15 protein-coding genes and 1 pseudogene are annotated in these 18362 nt (G+C 59.6%); 9 read left to right on the plus strand and 7 right to left on the minus strand.

The window, feature by feature from the left end; translation table 11 throughout:
* Positions 1 to 99 precede the first annotated feature (99 nt).
* From CPH89_RS04105 to secA, 3 genes are all read right to left on the minus strand, one after another.
* Complete coding sequence (locus tag CPH89_RS04105; protein WP_053257770.1) at positions 100 to 1044, minus strand: Nudix family hydrolase; 945 nt, start codon at positions 1042 to 1044, stop codon at positions 100 to 102.
* Between the two features lie 20 nt (positions 1045 to 1064).
* Positions 1065 to 2282 carry a bifunctional glutamate N-acetyltransferase/amino-acid acetyltransferase ArgJ gene (argJ, locus tag CPH89_RS04110; protein WP_053257771.1) on the minus strand — a complete coding sequence of 406 codons (1218 nt, stop codon included), beginning with the start codon at positions 2280 to 2282 and terminating at the stop codon, positions 1065 to 1067.
* A 122-nt stretch (positions 2283 to 2404) separates the two neighbouring features.
* The gene (gene secA, locus CPH89_RS04115) at positions 2405 to 5140 is read right to left on the minus strand and encodes a preprotein translocase subunit SecA (RefSeq protein WP_053257772.1); all 2736 of its coding nucleotides are present in this window, start codon (positions 5138 to 5140) and stop codon (positions 2405 to 2407) included.
* 305 nt (positions 5141 to 5445) lie between these two features.
* Between secA and CPH89_RS04120 the strand changes: the two genes are divergently transcribed.
* Positions 5446 to 5901: a DUF721 domain-containing protein gene (locus CPH89_RS04120; protein WP_053257773.1), complete on the plus strand. Its 456-nt coding sequence runs from the start codon at positions 5446 to 5448 to the stop codon at positions 5899 to 5901.
* Between the two features lie 4 nt (positions 5902 to 5905).
* Here the strand turns inward: CPH89_RS04120 and CPH89_RS04125 are convergent, their stop codons facing one another.
* On the minus strand, positions 5906 to 7384 hold the full coding sequence (locus CPH89_RS04125; protein WP_053257774.1) for a helicase HerA-like domain-containing protein: 1479 nt from the start codon (positions 7382 to 7384) through the stop codon (positions 5906 to 5908).
* Positions 7385 to 7732: 348 nt separating this feature from the next.
* On the opposite strand from CPH89_RS04125, the pseudogene CPH89_RS30850 reads away from it, so the two are divergent.
* Together CPH89_RS30850 and CPH89_RS30855 are read left to right on the plus strand one after the other, a co-directional pair.
* Positions 7733 to 8575, plus strand: a pseudogene (locus CPH89_RS30850) (HAMP domain-containing protein); the annotation flags it as partial.
* Positions 8576 to 8716: 141 nt separating this feature from the next.
* On the plus strand, positions 8717 to 9481 hold the full coding sequence (locus CPH89_RS30855) for a methyl-accepting chemotaxis protein (protein WP_371850819.1): 765 nt from the start codon (positions 8717 to 8719) through the stop codon (positions 9479 to 9481).
* 36 nt (positions 9482 to 9517) lie between these two features.
* Here the strand turns inward: CPH89_RS30855 and CPH89_RS30350 are convergent, their stop codons facing one another.
* Together CPH89_RS30350 and purU are read right to left on the minus strand one after the other, a co-directional pair.
* Positions 9518 to 9688 carry a hypothetical protein gene (locus tag CPH89_RS30350; protein WP_167422773.1) on the minus strand — a complete coding sequence of 57 codons (171 nt, stop codon included), beginning with the start codon at positions 9686 to 9688 and terminating at the stop codon, positions 9518 to 9520.
* Between the two features lie 86 nt (positions 9689 to 9774).
* Complete coding sequence (gene purU / locus CPH89_RS04135) at positions 9775 to 10623, minus strand: formyltetrahydrofolate deformylase (protein ID WP_005790961.1); 849 nt, start codon at positions 10621 to 10623, stop codon at positions 9775 to 9777.
* Positions 10624 to 10971: 348 nt separating this feature from the next.
* On the opposite strand from purU, the gene mvaT reads away from it, so the two are divergent.
* Entirely contained in the window at positions 10972 to 11346 is a 375-nt protein-coding gene (mvaT, locus tag CPH89_RS04140; RefSeq protein WP_005790963.1) for a histone-like nucleoid-structuring protein MvaT, read from the plus strand.
* Positions 11347 to 11436: 90 nt separating this feature from the next.
* On the opposite strand, the gene sbcB is transcribed toward mvaT, so the two are convergent.
* Positions 11437 to 12864, minus strand: coding sequence for an exodeoxyribonuclease I (sbcB, locus tag CPH89_RS04145; RefSeq protein WP_053257776.1), 1428 nt, complete (start codon positions 12862 to 12864; stop codon positions 11437 to 11439).
* Between the two features lie 166 nt (positions 12865 to 13030).
* Between sbcB and CPH89_RS04150 the strand changes: the two genes are divergently transcribed.
* From CPH89_RS04150 to CPH89_RS04170, 5 genes are read left to right on the plus strand one after another with little or no spacing between them, the layout of a single operon-like run.
* Positions 13031 to 13723, plus strand: coding sequence for an RDD family protein (locus CPH89_RS04150; RefSeq protein ID WP_053257777.1), 693 nt, complete (start codon positions 13031 to 13033; stop codon positions 13721 to 13723).
* Complete coding sequence (locus CPH89_RS04155; RefSeq protein ID WP_053258038.1) at positions 13720 to 14700, plus strand: stage II sporulation protein M; 981 nt, start codon at positions 13720 to 13722, stop codon at positions 14698 to 14700. The genes CPH89_RS04150 and CPH89_RS04155 overlap by 4 nt, the downstream gene beginning before the upstream one ends.
* Entirely contained in the window at positions 14687 to 16213 is a 1527-nt protein-coding gene (locus CPH89_RS04160; RefSeq protein ID WP_053257778.1) for a DUF4129 domain-containing protein, read from the plus strand. Before CPH89_RS04155 ends, CPH89_RS04160 begins: the two co-directional genes overlap by 14 nt.
* Positions 16210 to 17367: a DUF4350 domain-containing protein gene (locus tag CPH89_RS04165; RefSeq protein ID WP_053257779.1), complete on the plus strand. Its 1158-nt coding sequence runs from the start codon at positions 16210 to 16212 to the stop codon at positions 17365 to 17367. The genes CPH89_RS04160 and CPH89_RS04165 overlap by 4 nt, the downstream gene beginning before the upstream one ends.
* Positions 17364 to 18359, plus strand: coding sequence for an AAA family ATPase (locus CPH89_RS04170; RefSeq protein ID WP_053257780.1), 996 nt, complete (start codon positions 17364 to 17366; stop codon positions 18357 to 18359). Before CPH89_RS04165 ends, CPH89_RS04170 begins: the two co-directional genes overlap by 4 nt.
* Positions 18360 to 18362: the final 3 nt, after the last annotated feature.

Raw genomic sequence — 18362 nt, forward strand, 5'->3', positions numbered from 1 at the left:
CGCGAGCACGCCCGCTCCCACATTTGACTGCATTCCAACGTGGGAACTCGGTCAAGTGTGGGAGCGGGCTTGCTCGCGAAGGGGCCATTCAGAACAACATTAAACCTCAGGCCAGAACGCCCGAATGCCCGCCACACCCTGAGCGCCAGCGTCCCAAGCCTGCTCCCGCTCGGCAGGCCCAACCCCGCCCAACAGAAACACCGGCTTGCTGAACCCACGGATCAACTGTGCAGCCAGCTCCCAACCCAACGGCTGGGCATCAGGGTGAGTCTGGGTCGGTTGCACCGGCGACAGCGTAACGAAATCCACATCCATCATTTGCGCCAGCGCCAGTTCTTCAGCGTTATGGCACGAGGCCGCCAACCAGCGATCCTTCGGCAACGGTCGGCCCTTGCTCGCGTATTTATGCAGCTGCGCCGAGGTCATGTGCCAACCCGCCGCCGGAAAATCCCCCAGCCATTCAAACGGCCCTTTGAGCATCAATTGCGCCTTGCCGGCACACAGGCCAACAGCATCCACCGCCAGGTCACGGTATTTCGGGTCGTAACCGTTGGGCGCACGCAGCTGAATGAGCTTGATGCCACCGGCAATGGCTTTCTGAATACCGCGCAGCAGCGTTGGGGTTTCCAGCTCACCCGGAGTAATCAGGTACTCGGCCGGTAACCGCGCCGCTGCGACGATTGGAGCATTGGCCGCAGGGAACTCATAGTTGGGCAAATCCCGCGGGGCGACCCATTCCAACGGCTGCCCTTCGGCACCATGGGGCTCGCCGGTAAAGGCCGAGACTTCCCAGACATCCAGCAACACCTGCTTGTCGGCGTAGTCATGCTGCACCTTGATCAACGGTCGCGCCGTGGTGACCTGAATGCCCAGCTCTTCCTTCAACTCGCGGGACAGCGCGGTGGCGACCGATTCTTCAGCCTCCACCTTGCCGCCGGGAAACTCCCACAGGCCGCCCTGGTGCTGAGTATCCGCGCGGCGCGCCAGCAGGATTCTGCCGTCGACACCGCGGATCACCGCTGCTGCTACATGCACTCGTTTCACCGCGCTTATCCTCTTGGCTATCAGGTGCGGTATTCCGCATTGATCTTCACGTACTCGTGGGACAGGTCAGTGGTCCAGATGGTTTCGCTGCACTCACCGCGACCCAGCTCGATACGGATGGTGATTTCTTCCTGCTGCATCACGGCCGAGCCTTGGGCTTCGGTGTAGGTTTCGGCGCGCGCGCCACGGCTGGCAATGCACACGTCGCCGAGGAACACGTCGATCTTGCTCACGTCCAGGTCAGGCACGCCGGCACGCCCAACGGCGGCGAGGATGCGGCCCCAGTTCGGGTCGGAGGCGAACAAGGCGGTCTTGATCAGCGGCGAATGCGCCACGGTATAGCCGACGTCCAGGCATTCCTGATGATTGCCGCCGCCGTTGACTTCAACGGTGACGAACTTGGTCGCGCCTTCACCGTCGCGCACGATGGCCTGGGCCACGTCCATGCACACTTCGAACACGGCCTGTTTCAGCGCCGCGAACAGCGGGCCCTCGGTGGAGGTGATTTCCGGCAGGCTGGCCTGGCCGGTCGCGATCAGCATGCAGCAGTCGTTGGTCGAGGTGTCGCCATCGATGGTAATGCGGTTGAACGACTTGTTGGCGCCGTCCAGCATCAGGCGCTGCAGCACGTCGCGAGAGACTTTGGCGTCGGTGGCAATGTAGCCGAGCATGGTGGCCATGTTCGGACGGATCATGCCCGCGCCCTTGCTGATGCCGGTCACGGTGATGGTCACACCGTCGTGCACGAACTGACGGCTCGCGCCCTTGGGCAGCGTGTCGGTGGTCATGATACCGGTGGCCGCAGCCGCCCAGTTATCCACAGACAGGTCGTCCAGCGCCGCTTGCAATGCACCTTCGATCTTTTCCACAGGCAACGGCTCGCCGATCACGCCGGTGGAGTATGGCAGCACTTGGCTGGCGTCCACGCCGGTCAGTTGGGCCAGCTTGGCGCAAGTGCGGGCTGCGGCGACCAGACCAGGCTCGCCGGTGCCGGCGTTGGCATTGCCGGTGTTGGTCAGCAGGTAACGGATCGGGCCGGCAACGCGTTGCTTGGCCAGGATAACCGGTGCGGCGCAGAAGGCATTGAGGGTGAACACACCCGCGACCGTCGAGCCTTCGGCACAGCGCATCACCACCACATCCTTGCGCCCCGGGCGTTTGATGCCGGCCGAAGCGATACCGAGTTCAAAACCGGCAACCGGGTGCAATGTGGGCAAAGGACCAAGACCAACAGCCATGAATGCGCTCCTTAAAAATAGGTGATGTCTGTGCCGTCGCTATCGACGGTGAATTAATGGCAAAACGCCGCGACGGCAAAAGCCGGTCGCGGCGCGGGGTGTTGCAGCGTCAGGCAAAAATCTTAGTTGATTTCGCCGTGGCAGTGTTTGAACTTCTTGCCCGAACCGCACCAGCACAGTTCGTTGCGACCCAGCTTCTGATCATTGCGAACCGGGGCTTGAGCCAAGGCCACATCGACCTCTTCGCCCAGGACTTCCGGGGCTTCCAGACCGGGGGCTTCGTCATGCTGGAACTGCATGCGCGCAGCCAGTGCTTCGGCTTCCTGACGCAGGCGAGCTTCTTCCTCGATCGGGTCTTCGCGACGCACCTGAACGTGGGACAGCACGCGAATCGAATCGCGCTTGATCGAATCCAGCAGCTCGGAGAACAGCGTGAAAGACTCGCGCTTGTACTCTTGCTTCGGGTTCTTCTGGGCGTAGCCACGCAGGTGGATACCGTGACGCAGGTGGTCCATGGTCGACAGGTGGTCTTTCCACAGGTCGTCCAGCACGCGCAGTACGATTTGTTTCTCGAAGGTGCGCAGTGCTTCGGCACTCGCCTGCTCTTCTTTCTCGTTGTACGCGGCCAGCAGCTCGGTCATCAGCTTCTCGCGCAGGGTTTCTTCGTACAGGTGGTCGTCTTCGTCCAGCCACTGTTGAACCGGCAAGTCGACCCCGAAATCGCTCTTCAACGCAGCTTCCAGACCGGCAACATCCCACTGCTCAGGCAGGGACTGTGGCGGGATATGGGCGCTGACGGTAGCGTTGAGCACGTCCTGACGGAAATCGGCAATGGTCTCGCCAATGTTGTCGGCGGCCAGCAACGTGTTACGCATGTGATAGATCACTTTACGCTGTTCGTTGTTGACGTCATCGAACTCAAGCAGTTGCTTACGAATGTCGAAGTTACGGCCTTCTACCTTGCGCTGGGCCTTCTCGATGGCGTTGGTCACCATGCGGTGCTCGATCGCTTCACCGGACTGCATGCCCAAGGCTTTCATGAAGTTCTTCACGCGGTCCGAGGCAAAGATACGCATCAGGCTGTCTTCGAGAGACAGGTAGAAACGGCTGGAACCGGCGTCACCCTGACGACCGGCACGACCACGCAGCTGGTTATCGATACGGCGCGATTCGTGACGCTCGGACGCGATCACCTGCAAGCCGCCGGATTCGAGCACAGCCTGGTGGCGTTTCTGCCAGTCGGCCTTGATCTGGGCGATCTGCTCAGGGGTCGGGTTGTCGAGCGAGGCCACTTCCACTTCCCAGTTACCGCCCAACAGAATGTCGGTACCACGACCGGCCATGTTGGTGGCGATGGTGAGTGCGCCTGGGCGACCGGCCTGGGCGATGATCTCGGCTTCTTTTTCGTGGAACTTGGCGTTGAGGACCTTGTGCTCGATGCCTTCCTTGTTGAGCAGGTTGGACACGTGCTCGGACGTTTCGATGGTCGCGGTACCCACCAGGATCGGACGCCCCTGGGCCATGCCGTCCTTGATGTCGTTGATGATCGCCGCGTATTTCTCTTCGGCGGTCAGGAACACCAGGTCGTTGAAGTCTTTACGCGCCAGCGGCTTGTTCGGTGGAATCACCATCACAGCCAGGTTGTAGATCTGATGAAATTCGAATGCTTCGGTGTCGGCCGTACCGGTCATGCCGGACAGTTTGTTGTACAGACGGAAGTAGTTCTGGAACGTGGTGGACGCCAACGTCTGGCTTTCAGCCTGGATGTTGAGCCCTTCCTTGGCTTCGATAGCCTGGTGCAGGCCTTCGGACAGACGACGCCCCGGCATGGTACGGCCGGTGTGTTCGTCAACCAGTACGACCTGGCCGTCCTGGACGATGTATTCAACGTTGCGATGGAACAACTTGTGAGCGCGCAGGCCCGCATACACGTGGGTCAACAGGCCCAGATTGTGCGCCGAGTACAGGCTTTCACCTTCGGCCAACTCGCCGATCTGGGTCAGCATCTCTTCGACGAACTGGTGACCGGCTTCGTTGAGCTCAACCTGACGGGTCTTCTCGTCGATGCTGAAGTGACCTTCTTTGGTCACCACGCCTTCCACTTCCTCGATGTGCTGCACCAGACGCGGGATCAACTTGTTGATCTCGGTGTACAGGCGCGAGCTGTCTTCGGCCTGGCCGGAGATGATCAGCGGAGTACGGGCTTCGTCGATCAGGATGGAGTCGACTTCGTCGATCACGGCAAAGTTGAGTTCGCGCTGGAATTTTTCTTCCATGCTGAACGCCATGTTGTCGCGCAGGTAGTCGAAACCGAATTCGTTGTTGGTGCCGTAGGTGATGTCGGCAGCGTAGGCGGCACGCTTCTCTTCCGGCGGCTGGAACGGCGTTACCACGCCGACGGTCAGGCCGAGGAATTCATACAGCGGGCGCATCCAATTGGCGTCCCGGCGGGCCAGGTAGTCGTTCACCGTCACAACGTGCACGCCCTTGCCGGACAGTGCGTTGAGGTAAACACCCAGGGTTGCCACCAGGGTCTTGCCTTCACCCGTACGCATTTCGGCAATCATGCCTTCATGCAAGGTCATGCCGCCGATCAACTGGACGTCGAAGTGGCGCATGCCCATGACACGCTTACCGGCTTCACGGGCGACCGCAAAGGCTTCGGGAAGCAGCTTGTCGAGGGTTTCACCTTTGGCTATGCGGGCCTTGAACTCTTGGGTCTTGGCGCGCAATTGCTCGTCCGAAAGGGCAACCATCTGCTCTTCGAAGGCATTAACCAGCTGCACCGTCTTGAGCATGCGTTTGACTTCGCGCTCATTCTTGCTTCCAAAAAGTTTCTTTAACAAAGGCGCAAACATATCGGCAGGTTCTTCCACACATAGGGATGGAGGGCGCACCGTCAGTGGCCCGAGCAGCCCTCACGGCCGCATGCGAACGCGCATTCTACCCGGAATCGTGGGTGAGGAAAGTGGCGTTGTTCCCCGATGCTGGCATGGGGCGGTGAGAGGGCCTGTTTAAAATAAGGGCTTTTGCGGGAACTTCAACCCATGGAGCGCAGAAGTTACCTATTGATTTCACGAGCATTACCCTGCTATCGCATTGCCTGGGGCCGCTCAGGCGCTTTCTGCTAAGATGGCGGCTCTGTTACTTAAGGTGTCTAAACATGGCATTTCGCCCTCTTACAGCCCGCGCGCCCAGCGTGTTGCTTCGCGAAGCCAAGCCGTTAAAAGCCATCTTTGGCCACGCACAACGCTTGGGCCATTTGCAACGCCTGGTCGAAAGCCAGCTGCAACCTGCTGCCCGTGAGCATTGCCATGTGGCGTCCTGGCGCGAGGGTAATTTGCTGTTAATTGTCACCGACGGCCATTGGGCAACCCGTTTGCGCTATCAGCAAAAACGCCTGCAGCGACAATTGATGGCATTTGATGAGTTTGCCAGCTTGACCCGTATCCAGTTCAAGGTGCAGCCGCCCACCGTGCAGCAAGGCGCGGCGGGGCACACGATGGACCTCTCGGAGAACGCCGCCGAAACCATTCAGGCAACGGCTGACGGCATCAGTGACCCGGGCTTGCGCGCGGCGCTCGAGCGGTTGGCCGCCCACGGCAAACCCAAATCCTGAAGCGTTATTTGCGCTTGCTGCCGCCCAATAACGACCCCAACAAGCCCCGCACCAGCTGCCGCCCCATCTGATTGGCGGCCTGCTGCATCGCCGACTTGAGTGCCTTGCCAGCCGTGGTGCCCAGAAAGGCACCCGCTTTGTCGGTAAAGCTCGGCTCTTCGGCGGCGGGCTTCGCCTCTTCGCTGACCCCAAGTTCCTTGCGCGCCATCAGCACTTCATAGGCCGACTCCCGGTCAATCGGCTTGTCATACCGCCCCTGCAATGGCGAACTGGCGATCAAGGCCGCACGTTCGGCCTCGCTCAGCGGCCCGATGCGCGACTGTGGCGGTGCGACCAGCACGCGCTGGACGACTTCTGGTGTGCCCTTTTCCTGCAAAGTGCCCACCAATGCCTCACCGGTGCCCAACTCAGTCAATACCGACAAGGCATCGAACGCCGGGTTAGGCCGGAAACCGTCCGCCACGGCGCGCAAGGATTTCTGCTCTTTAGTGGTGAACGCACGCAGACCGTGCTGAATACGCAAGCCCAATTGCGCCAATACCGTGTCAGGCAAATCACCGGGAGACTGAGTGACGAAGTACACACCGACACCTTTGGACCGGATCAAACGGACCACTTGCTCCAGTCGGTCCTGCAAAGCCTTGGGTGTATCGGCGAACAACAAATGCGCTTCGTCGAAAAACAACGCCAGCAGCGGCTTATCGGCGTCACCGCGTTCTGGCAACTGTTCGAACAGCTCGGCCAGCAGCCACAGCAGGAAGGTCGCGTAGACCTTAGGCGCTTCATGCACCAAGCGGCTGGCGTCGAGCAGGTGGATGCGCCCACGGCCATCACTGGCCGGCTGCAAAATATCCTCAAGTTGCAGGGCCGGCTCACCAAACAAGGCTTCGGCACCTTGCTGTTCGAGCACGGCCAGGCGCCGCAGCAGTGCCTGGCTGGAGCCAGTAGTCATCAGCGCTGCATCGTCGCCCAGCAATTGCGGGTGATAACGCAGGTGGTTGAGCAATGCCTTGAGGTCCTTGAGGTCGAGCAGCAACAACCCTTCGCGGTCAGCCACCTTGAACGTGGCATAGAGTGCCGACTGCTGGCTGTCGGTGAGCTCCAGCAGGCTGCCGAGCAATAAAGGCCCCATTTCGCTGATGGTGGTGCGAAGCGGATGACCGGACTGCCCGTGGATATCCCACAGCGTCACCGGATAAGCCTTGGCCGTGTAGTTAAGGAAGGGCATACCCGCGATGCGCTCGGCGACTTTACCTTGCGGGTTGGCCGCCGCCCCCAGACCACACAGGTCGCCCTTGATATCCGCGGCGAACACCGCCACACCCGCCTCACTGAAGGCCTCCGCCAGGCGCTGCAACGTGACGGTCTTGCCCGTGCCGGTGGCGCCGGCAATCAACCCGTGACGGTTGGCCAGACGCATGGCCTGGGCGATGGGTTGGCCATCAAGGCCAGCGCCGATAAGGAGTTGCGAGGAATCAGGCATTTCGTCACCTTTGGTTAATCTTTAGTGCCGCCAGGTCGATACAGACAGATGTAAGACCCACAAAGTCTAAAAATAGGTCAGATAGCTCCTACAGGGACTCACAGAGCTATTACCAGCAGTATCACACCTTTTTTGACGCTGTCATTTTGCGTATCCCATGAGGATGCGCTTCGGATATTAAGACCTTAGCGGACCCTACAAGCCATGAATAAAAACCTGCGCTTCAGCCACAAGATCCTGCTTGCAGCCTCCCTTATCGTCATCGCCGCTTTCGCGCTGTTTACCCTTTATAACGACTACCTGCAACGCAACGCGATTCGCGACGACCTCAATAGTTACCTGCATGAAATGAGCGATGTCACCGCCAGCAATATTCAAACCTGGCTGACCGGTCGTATTGCCCTGGTAGAGAATGCGGCACAAAACATCGCCATCAATCCTGACCCCAGTGTGGTTGCCAGCCTGCTCGAGCAGAAGGCCCTGACCTCCTCGTTCATGGCAACCTACGTGGGTGACAGCAAAGGCGCCTTCACCATCCGCCCCGACACCAAGATGCCGGATGGCTTCGATCCACGGGTTCGCCCCTGGTATAAAGGCGCCCAGAGCAGCAACGGCTCGACCCTGACCGAACCGTACATCGACGCCGCTACCGGGCAGTTGATCATTTCTGTTGCCACCCCCAGCACCACCAAGACCGGCCAGAGCATCGGCGTGGTCGGCGGCGACCTGAGCCTGCAAACCCTGGTGGATAACATCAGTGCGCTGAACTTCGGTGACATGGGCTATGCCTTCCTGGTCAGTGCTGACGGCAAAGTGCTGGTGCACCCGGACAAAAACCTGGTGATGAAAACCCTGGCTGACGTGTACCCGAAAAACACACCAAAAATCAGCGGTGACTTCAGCCATGTTGAAGCCAACGGCAAGGACAACATCGTCACCTTTACCCCGATCAAGGGCCTGCCGTCGGTGAACTGGTACCTGGGCGTCTCGGTGGATAAAGACAAAGCCTTCGCCATGCTCAGCAAATTTCGTACCTCAGCCGTCATCGCCACGATCATTGCCGTGGTGATCATCATCGCGCTCCTCGGCATGCTGATCCGTGTGCTGTTGCAACCCCTGCACGTGATGACCCGTGCCATGCAGGACATCGCCGATGGCGAAGGTGACCTGACACGCCGCCTGAACATCCAGAATCACGACGAATTTGGCACGTTGGGTAACGCATTCAACCGTTTCGTGGAACGGATTCATACATCGATTCGTGAAGTGTCCTCGGCCACCGAGCAGGTCAACGAAGTCGCCCTGCGCGTGGTCAGTGCGTCCAACTCGTCCATGGTCAACTCCGACGAGCAGGCCAACCGTACCAACAGTGTCGCCGCCGCCATCAACCAACTGGGCGCCGCTGCACAAGAGATCGCCCGTAATGCTGCGCAGGCTTCCGGCCAGGCCAGCGATGCGCGGCAATTGGCCGAAGACGGTCAGCAAGTGGTCGATCGCAATATCACGGCGATGACCAAGTTATCCGCGATGATCAGTGCTTCCAGCAGCAATATCGAAGCGCTCAACAGCAAGACCGTGAATATCGGGCAAATTCTGGAGGTCATCACCAGCATTTCCCAGCAAACCAACCTGCTGGCACTTAACGCCGCGATCGAAGCGGCGCGCGCGGGGGAAGCCGGGCGCGGGTTTGCGGTGGTGGCTGATGAAGTGCGCAACCTGGCGCACCGCACCCAGGAATCGGCGCAACAAGTGCAAAAGATGATTGAAGAGCTGCAAGTCGGCGCCCGGGAATCGGTCAGCACCATGAGCGAAAGCCAGCGCCATAGCCTTGAGAGTGTGGACATCGCCAACCTGGCCGGCGAACGCCTCAACAGCGTGACCCAGCGCATTGGCGAGATCGACGGCATGAACCAGTCAGTGGCCACCGCTACCGAAGAACAGACCTCGGTGGTGGAGTCGATCAACATGGACATCACCGAGATCAACACCCTCAACCAGGAAGGTGTGGAAAACCTGCACTCAACGCTGCGTGCGTGTACCGACCTGGAGCAACAGGCATCCCGCTTGAAGCAGTTGGTGGGCAGCTTCCGGATCTGATGCGGACAGCCTGCCGCCTGGCATGGCGGCGGGCCACTATTCGTCCTTGGGCTCGAGTTTGGCCTGTTCGCGCGCCCATAGCTGCGCGGCACCGGGAAACTCGGTGCCGTCCTCTGCGTCCAGCTCATCCGGGTCAAACCGGCTCAAACACCCCTCCCCCAGCGTCGCCGGGGCTTTGGAGGTGGCTTTGTCCAGCGGATCGCTCATCCATCAATCCTCAATGACAGGCAAAGAAAAAGGGCCTGGGACGATTTAACGCCCAGGCCCCTTATTCTTCAATAAGTACGTCGCGATCAGAACACGACCGTCTTATTGCCGTGCACCAGCACGCGATCTTCCAAGTGGTAGCGCAGGCCACGGGCCAGAACCATCTTCTCGACGTCACGGCCGAAACGCACCATGTCTTCGATGCTGTCGCTGTGGCTGACGCGCACGACGTCCTGCTCGATGATCGGGCCGGCGTCCAACTCTTCGGTGACGTAGTGGCAGGTTGCGCCAATCAGCTTCACGCCACGCAAGGAGGCTTGGTGGTAAGGCTTGGCCCCCACAAACGACGGCAGGAAGCTGTGGTGAATATTGATCACCTTACCCGCGTATTCGCGGCACAGTTCCGGCGGCAGGATTTGCATGTAGCGCGCCAGCACGACGACGTCAGCTTCATGCTGCTTGACCAGGCGAGAGACCTCGGCGAACGCCGGCTCTTTATCCTGTGGGTTGACCGGCACGTGGTAATACGGGATGCCGTGCCATTCGACCATGCTGCGCAGGTCGTCATGGTTGGAAATCACACAGGCGATCTCACAGTCCAGCTCATCGCTGTGCCAGCGGTGCAGCAGGTCAGCCAGGCAATGGGACTCACGACTGGCCATCAGTACCACGCGCTTTTTCTGCTCCGTGTCGGTGATGTGCCAGGTCATCGAAAACTCTTCGGCGATCGGCGCAAACGCCTCACGAAAAGCTTCAAGGCCAAAGGGCAGCGTGTCGGCACGAATTTCGTGACGCATGAAAAACCAACCGCTGAGATCGTCCGAGTGATGGCTCGCCTCGGTGATCCAACCGTTGTGGGAGGCCAGAAAGTTACTGACTTTGGCAACGATGCCAACCCGGTCCGGGCAAGCAATCACCAGCCGAAAAGTGCGCATTAGGGGAAAACTCCAGAACTTCGCAAAGGTCGCCATTCTAGCGATTACGCAGAAAAACTGCAGTATTCCTTGCGGCTTAATCTGCACACCCGGCCTGGCGACATCCCTTAATAGCGTAAGGGTTTAGCGCTGCTATATGACGCTGCCACCGCACACTCAGGCAGTTATCAAAAATAAAACGAGATTATCTTTACGCCTACCACCTACTAATTAACTCGATTGCATAGCATTGCCACAAACATTCAAAGTAATTCACATAAATAGCTCCTTATATGTTTACTTGAGGAAATTGCCTGACTATTATTGGGCCACTCCCTGTCAATCAGTGCTCTACATAAGGTAGTCCCCATGTCTCTGATCAACGAATACCGCGCCACCGAAGAAGCTATCAAAGAGCTGCAAGCCCGTTTGAAGAACCTGTCCCAAGACGACAAGCTGCAAACCGAGCTGGAATTCGAAGGCAAACTGCGCACCCTGATGGGTGAATACTCCAAATCCCTGCGTGACATCATCGCGCTGCTGGATCCGGAATCGAAAGTCAAAGCACCTCGTGGCGCTGTGAAAACTACCGGCACCAAGCGTGCTCGCAAGGTCAAGCAATACAAGAACCCGCACAACGGCGAAGTGATTGAAACCAAAGGTGGCAACCACAAAACGCTGAAAGAGTGGAAAGCCAAGTGGGGCGGCGACGTCGTTGAAGGTTGGGCTACCCTGCTGGGCTAAGCCTGGTCGGGCTGTCGCCTGATATGCAACACATAAAAAACGCCAGCTTGCTGGCGTTTTTTATTGTCTGAATACTCTCCAATGACCAGGCTACAGGTCCAGGCGGGCCGCTAAAGAATCGGCATATTCCTGCCATTGGTGCAGCACCTGGCACTGAAACGATGTAGCACTAACGGCCAACTCCTCACGTGCCTGCTTAAATGCCAACAAGGTATTCGGCGCGCCCCACTCCGGGTTTGACAAACGTTGCTGGCAAAAAAGTTTCCAGCGCTGTTGCTCCTCGTTGTTCAAGGTCTCCGGAAAGTTACGAGCCCGGTAGCGGAATAATAATTCCGGCAATCGATGATCATCAAAAGGCCACTGCTGATGTGCTAACTGTGAAGGTTCAGCCGCTCGGACTTGTTCGCATAAACGCCGGTCGCGGTCACCAATAAAACCGTCATAGAGCTGCTGCTCCGGGTCCTGACTCGGCACAAAATCTTCCTCGGCATAAATCGCCGCCAACTTGTCGCGCCAAACTTCCTGTGCGTCAGTTAGTCGCAGCGCGCGTGCCTGACAGACATCCATATCCAACTGAAGGCGCTCACGATCCTGAGCCCTCAGCACACTCAAGGGCGCAACGACCGGACAGCGGTTGATATGCAACAACTTGAGCGGCACCGGCAGTTCACCGTCCGTCAGGTCGTCACGGCGCGTGTAGAGCCGCTGGCGCAAGGTATCGGCGTCCAGGTCCAGCAAACCCTGCGGGTCGAGCCCAAGGTCACAGACAATCAATGCATTGCGATTGCGCGGGTGCCAGGCCAGAGGCAGTACCACGCCCAGGTAATGGCGCGCGGCGGAAAAACGACCTGAGATATGCACCATGGGTTGCAACAGGCGAACCTGATCCATCACCCGCTGTTTGCTGCGCAGTTGGAATAACCATTCATACAGCTTGGGCTGTTTCTCACGGACCAAACGGGCCAAGGCAATGGTGGCGCGGACGTCGGACAACGCATCGTGGGCCTGACCATGGTCGATGCCATTGGCGTCGGTCAAACGCTCAAGCTTGAGGGTAACGCGACCATCCTGCTCGGGCCAGACAATGCCTTCGGGGCGCAGCGCATAGGCTGTGCGGACCACGTCGATCAAGTCCCAGCGACTGTTGCCGCCCTGCCACTCCCGGGCGTAGGGGTCAAAAAAGTTGCGGTACAGGCTGTAGCGCGTCATTTCATCATCAAAGCGCAAAGTGTTGTAGCCGGCCCCACAGGTGCCCGGCGCGGCCAACTCGGCGTGTACGCGCGTCATGAAGTCGGCTTCGGCCAGGCCCTTCTCTGCCAGGATGTCGGGGGTAATACCGGTTATCGCGCAGGCCGCCGGGTGCGGCAGGATGTCGTCGCTCGGCCGGCAATAAAGGTTGACCGGCGGGCCGACCTCGTTGAGTTCGAGGTCGGTACGAACACCGGCGACCTGGAGCGGACGATCGCTGCGCGGGTTGATGCCGGTGGTTTCATAGTCGTACCAGAAAAGGGTAGTCACGGGCTGTTCCTGTGCTGAAGATCGGCAAAGTCTAGGCGCTGTAATACGTCCGGGGCCAGCAATACCTGACCTGTACAAACATCCAGCAAAACCTTGAATGGTTGCTTCCGCCGTCGACACTGCTAGCATCCGTGCATTCCAGCCGCCCGCACTGCCAAGGATCGCAATGCCATCAGCTCCTTTGGATACCCATTACCAGATCGAGACCCCGGAGGGCATAGACTTGCCGTTACGCCCGGCCGGGCTGATGCCACGTGCGTTGGCCTTCGCTTTCGATCTGGGCTTGCGCGGCCTGATCATGGGCATCCTGCTCGTACCGCTGGCGCTGCTTGGCAATATCGGTTTCGGCCTGGGTTCCCTGCTGCTGTTCCTGATCAGTTGGTGGTACATGGTGCTGTTTGAGGTACTCAACCAAGGTTGCTCTCCGGGCAAGCAGGTCATGGGCTTGCGGGTAGTACAGGATGACGGCACACCCATTGGCTGGTCCGCCTCACTTATTCGCAACCTGCTGCGTTTTGTCGACATGCTGCCTTTCGGCTACTTCCTTGGCGCCATCAGTTGCCTGCAACATCCGCATTTCAAACGGCTCGGTGATCTCGCTGCCGGCACGCTGGTGATCTACCGCGAACAGCCACTGGCTCGCCCGAAGGTGCCTCCGGCCGCCGCCCTGCGCCTGCCCATTGCACTGGAACTCAGCGAGCAACGCGCCATCCTTGGCTTCGCCGAACGCCAGAGTGAACTCTCCGCCGAGCGGGTACACGAACTCGCCGCCATCCTTGCAACACCGCTGCACGTCTCTCCAGCACGCGCCGTGGAGCAACTCAATGGCGTGGCTCGCGGCTTGCTGGGGCCGACATGAAGCAGAGCCTGTTCGAAAGCCGCCATCAGCCGCAGTGGCAAGCCTTTGCCGAACAACTCAAGCAGTTGGAGCAAGGCAAGACCAGAGCCCGCGACGTGGCTGATTTTCCACACCATTATCGACGCGTGTGCCAGCACCTCGCCCTGGCCCAGGAACGTGGCTACAGCAGCTACCTGATAGACCCGTTGCAACAACTGGCGCTGCGCGGCCACCAACAACTGTATCGCCACCGCAGCCACTTGGGGGCGAACGCATTGGGCTTCATCCTGGCTGACTTCCCTCGTCTGGTGCGTGAACAGTGGCGCTTCGTGCTAATCGCCAGCCTGTTGTTCTTCGGTAGCCTGGTGGCGGTTGGGTTGCTGGTCTATCTGTTTCCAGACCTGATCTACAGCATCGTCAGCCCCCAGCAGGTGGCCGAGATGCACAGCATGTACGACCCGGATGCCAGCCGCCTGGGACGTGCCGCCGATCGCGCATCCAGTGAAGACTGGATGATGTTTGGCTACTACGTGATGCACAACACCGGCATTGCTTTCCAGACGTTTGCCGCCGGCCTGCTGTTTGGCCTGGGCAGTGTGTTCTTTTTGATTTTCAACGGCCTGATCATCGGCGCCGTATCCGGGCACCTCACGGAGATCGGCTACGGCCAGACCTTCTGGTCGTTTGTCATCGGCCATGGCGCTTTCGAACTCAGTGCCATTGCCCTGGCCGGCGCGTCAGGCCTGCAGTTGGGCTGGGCGTTGATCGCCCCCGGGCAACTGACACGCAGCGAATCCCTGCGTCTGGCGGCACGCAAGAGCGTGCAGATGCTCTGCGGGGTCATGTTATTCCTGCTGATCGCGGCATTTATTGAAGCCTATTGGTCGTCTTCCAGCACGCTCGCCCCCTGGATCAAATACCTGACAGGCGCCGGGCTGTGGCTGCTGATGGGCGCTTACCTGGCCCTTGCCGGACGGACTCACCATGCGCCTGAGTGATGCCAGCGTAGTGATTCGGCCGCGCACGCCCTGGGAAGCCATGGACCTGGGCGTATTAATGGCGCGGGAGCATCGCCTGCTATTGATGACCAGTTGGGCAATGGTGACCCTGCCACTATTCGTGATGCTGACCGCCCTGCTGTGGGATTACCCTTCCACGGCGATGTTTTTATTCTGGTGGCTAAAACCGGCCTTTGACCGCCTACCGTTGCACATCCTGTCAAAAGCCTTGTTTGGCGAGACACCCAGCCTCAAACAGGCAGTACGCCATTGGCCGCGCCTGCTCAAAGGTCAACTGCTGGCCAGCCTGACCTGGAGGCGGTTCAGCCTGAGCCGCAGCTTTGTGATGCCGGTGAGCCAACTCGAAGGCCTGGACGGCCAGGCCCGCGAAAGACGCCTAGGGGTGCTCCTGCAGCGCAACGCCGGTGCTGCACGCTGGCTGACCATCATCGGGGTGCATTTGGAAATAGGCCTTTGGTTCGGTTGCATGGCATTGTTCTATCTCTTCATTCCGCAACAACTGGAACTGGATTGGGACTGGCAACGGCTGGCACTGGCAACCGGTTCAGAAGGGGTGTGGCTGGAGCATTTGAGCAACGCCTTCTATGCGTTGATCCTGGTGTTCTGGGAGCCCATCTATGTCGCATGCGGTTTCAGCCTGTACCTCAACCGCCGCACCGTCCTGGAGGCCTGGGACCTGGAATTGGTGTTCCGCCGGCTGCGCCAACGCCTGAGCAGCATCGTACCGTTACTGCTAGTGGCCGGGCTGATGCTTCTTCCTTTCAGCCGCCCGGCCCTGGCCGACGCCCCGGAATCGCCCAGGCAGGTCACGCCCCAGGCCGCCAGCCAATCGATCAAGACGCTGCTGGACGCTCCCCCGTTCAAAAATCAGGAAACCGTCACCCGTTACCGTTTTGGCGATGAAACGCCCACTGCAAAACACAAGGCGCGCGGTGAGGGCAAACTTCCGGCCTGGCTTCAGTCACTGCTGGACAGCTTCAACAGCGCTACTTTCAAACACGCAGCCCTCGGCCTGGAAATACTGTTATGGAGCCTGCTCGCGGGGTGCGTGGCGCTATTGGTCTGGCGCTATCGCGACTGGCTACGCACCTTTGTCAGCCGCCGCAGGCCACTCAAACCGAACGCTGCCAAACCGGCACCCACCCACTTATTCGGCCTGGCGCTGGGCACCGACACCTTGCCTGACGACGTCGCCAGCGCCGTCGAAGAATTGTGGCTTACCCAGCCAAGGGAAGCTCTTGGTCTGTTGTATCGCGGCCTGCTCACCCGACTGCTGCACGACTTCAACTTACCGCTGAAAAGCGCGGACACCGAAGGCCAGGTCCTGCAGCACGTTCATCACCTGCAACAACCGCAATTATTGGCCTTCAGCGATGAACTGACCCGCCACTGGCAAAACCTCGCCTATGGCCACCGCCTTCCCCCCACCTCGGTGCAACAGCAACTGTGCCGCGATTGGCGTGCCCTCTTCAGTCCGGGAGCCGCCCAATGAACCGGCCAATGCTGTGGGTCGGCCTGTTGCTGTTAGGTTTGCTGGGAGCAGGTGGCCTTTACCTTTGGCATATCGCAACGCCCTATGACGAGGTAGTCGACCGTGGCCCGTCGCCTCAGGTCATGGCCAACACCTACTTGGCAGCCGAATACTTCCTGCGTCAGCAAGGCCTTGCAGTGGAGCAAGCCAACAGCCTTGAAAGGCTTGCCGACCTGCCTGCCGAAGGGCACAGTTTGTTGCTGCTGGGTGAACGCAGCAACATGACGCCACGCCAGGTAGACCAACTGCTGGCCTGGGCAAAATCCGGTGGCCACTTGTTGTTGGTCGCCGAAGCGCTATGGGATGAAGAAACAGGCAAAAGCGGCGACCTGCTGCTTGATCGGTTGAATATCCACCAAACGTTGAGCGAGACCGCTGACGAACCCACTTCCTCGCGCAAAAAGACAGCGCCGGACCTGACCAAACTCTATGTCGACAATGAAACTGCTCCCGCCTACTTCAGCTTCAATACTGACTTCAGCCTCACCGACCCCAAGCACCTGGCGCAGTTTTCCGCCAATAGCGCCAAATCCAGCCACTTGATGCAACGCAACTTCGGCCACGGCACCGTTACGGTTGTGACCGACAGCGATCTGTGGAAAACCCCGAATATCGGCAAACACGATAACGCCTGGCTATTGTGGTACCTCAACCAGGGCAAGGACGTAACCTTACTGTTCAACAGCGACGTGGACGACCTGCTGAGCCTGTTGATACGCAATTTTCCCCAGGCGTTGGTGGCGCTCATCGCGCTGATTAGCCTGGCGCTCTGGCGAGCTGCTATGCGCCAGGGGCCGATCCGCGCCCCGGCACCGAAGGCACGTCGCCAGTTGCAGGAGCACTTGCAGGCCAGCGCCGACTTCCTGCTGCGACGCAGCGGCCAGGGCACGCTGTTGCAAGCCTTGCAGAGTGATGTGCAACGGGCTGCAAGGCGTCGCCATCCAGGCTTTGAACACCTCGAAAGCGCGCAACAGTGGCAGGTACTTGAACGCCTGACGCGCCAACCCTCCCACGTCATCCGCCAGGCCCTCGGCCCACTCCCGGAAAAACGGCTCTCCAGCGCCGATTTCAGCCGGGAGGTGGCCAACCTGCAAACCCTAAGGAACGCCCTATGAGCGATTTTCCAACGGCCACTGACCCGGCTGCCGAAAGCCTTCAACACGCCAGCCAGCTGGCACAGGCCCTGCGCGTTGAACTGCGCAAGGCAGTGATTGGCCAGGACCAGGTGATTGACGACGTGCTCACCGCGCTGATCGCAGGCGGCCATGTACTGCTTGAAGGCGTACCCGGCCTGGGCAAAACGCTACTGGTACGCGCGCTGGCCCGTTGTTTCGGTGGCGATTTCGCACGCATCCAGTTCACCCCGGACCTGATGCCCAGCGACGTCACCGGCCACGCCGTGTACGACCTGCACACCGAACAGTTCAAGCTGCGCAAGGGGCCGCTGTTCACTCACCTGTTGCTGGCCGACGAAATCAACCGCGCCCCGGCCAAGACTCAGGCCGCCCTGCTTGAAGCCATGCAGGAGCGTCAAGTCACCCTTGAAGGTGAAGCACTGCCCATCGGCCAACCCTTCATGGTGCTGGCGACCCAAAACCCCATTGAACAGGAAGGCACATACCCGCTGCCCGAGGCCGAGCTGGATCGTTTCATGCTCAAAGTGCGCATGGACTACCCCGACTCACAGCAGGAACTGGATATGGTGCGTGAAGTCACCCGCTCATCCAGGGCCGATATGCTGGATGTGCAGCCATTACGTACAGTGCTGCAAGCGGATGAGGTGCTGCAGTTGCAGCAGATTGCCAGCGAACTGGCGCTGGACGAACAAGTTCTCGACTACGCCGTGCGCCTGGCCAGGGCTACTCGCAGCTGGCCGGGGCTGGCCATCGGTGCAGGCCCTCGCGCCTCCATCGCCCTGGTACGCGGCGCCCGCGCCCGTGCTTTGCTGCGCGGGGGCGCATTCGTCACCCCGGACGATATCAAGGGCTGCGCTTTGGCGGTGCTGCGCCACCGGGTTCGTATCGCTCCCGAACTGGACATCGACGGATTGGAAGTGGACCAGGTGCTCAAGCAGTTGCTGGACCAGATTCCGGCACCTCGGCAATGACCC

The sequence above is a fragment of the Pseudomonas fluorescens genome (genome assembly GCF_900215245.1).
Taxonomy (GTDB): domain Bacteria; phylum Pseudomonadota; class Gammaproteobacteria; order Pseudomonadales; family Pseudomonadaceae; genus Aquipseudomonas; species Aquipseudomonas fluorescens.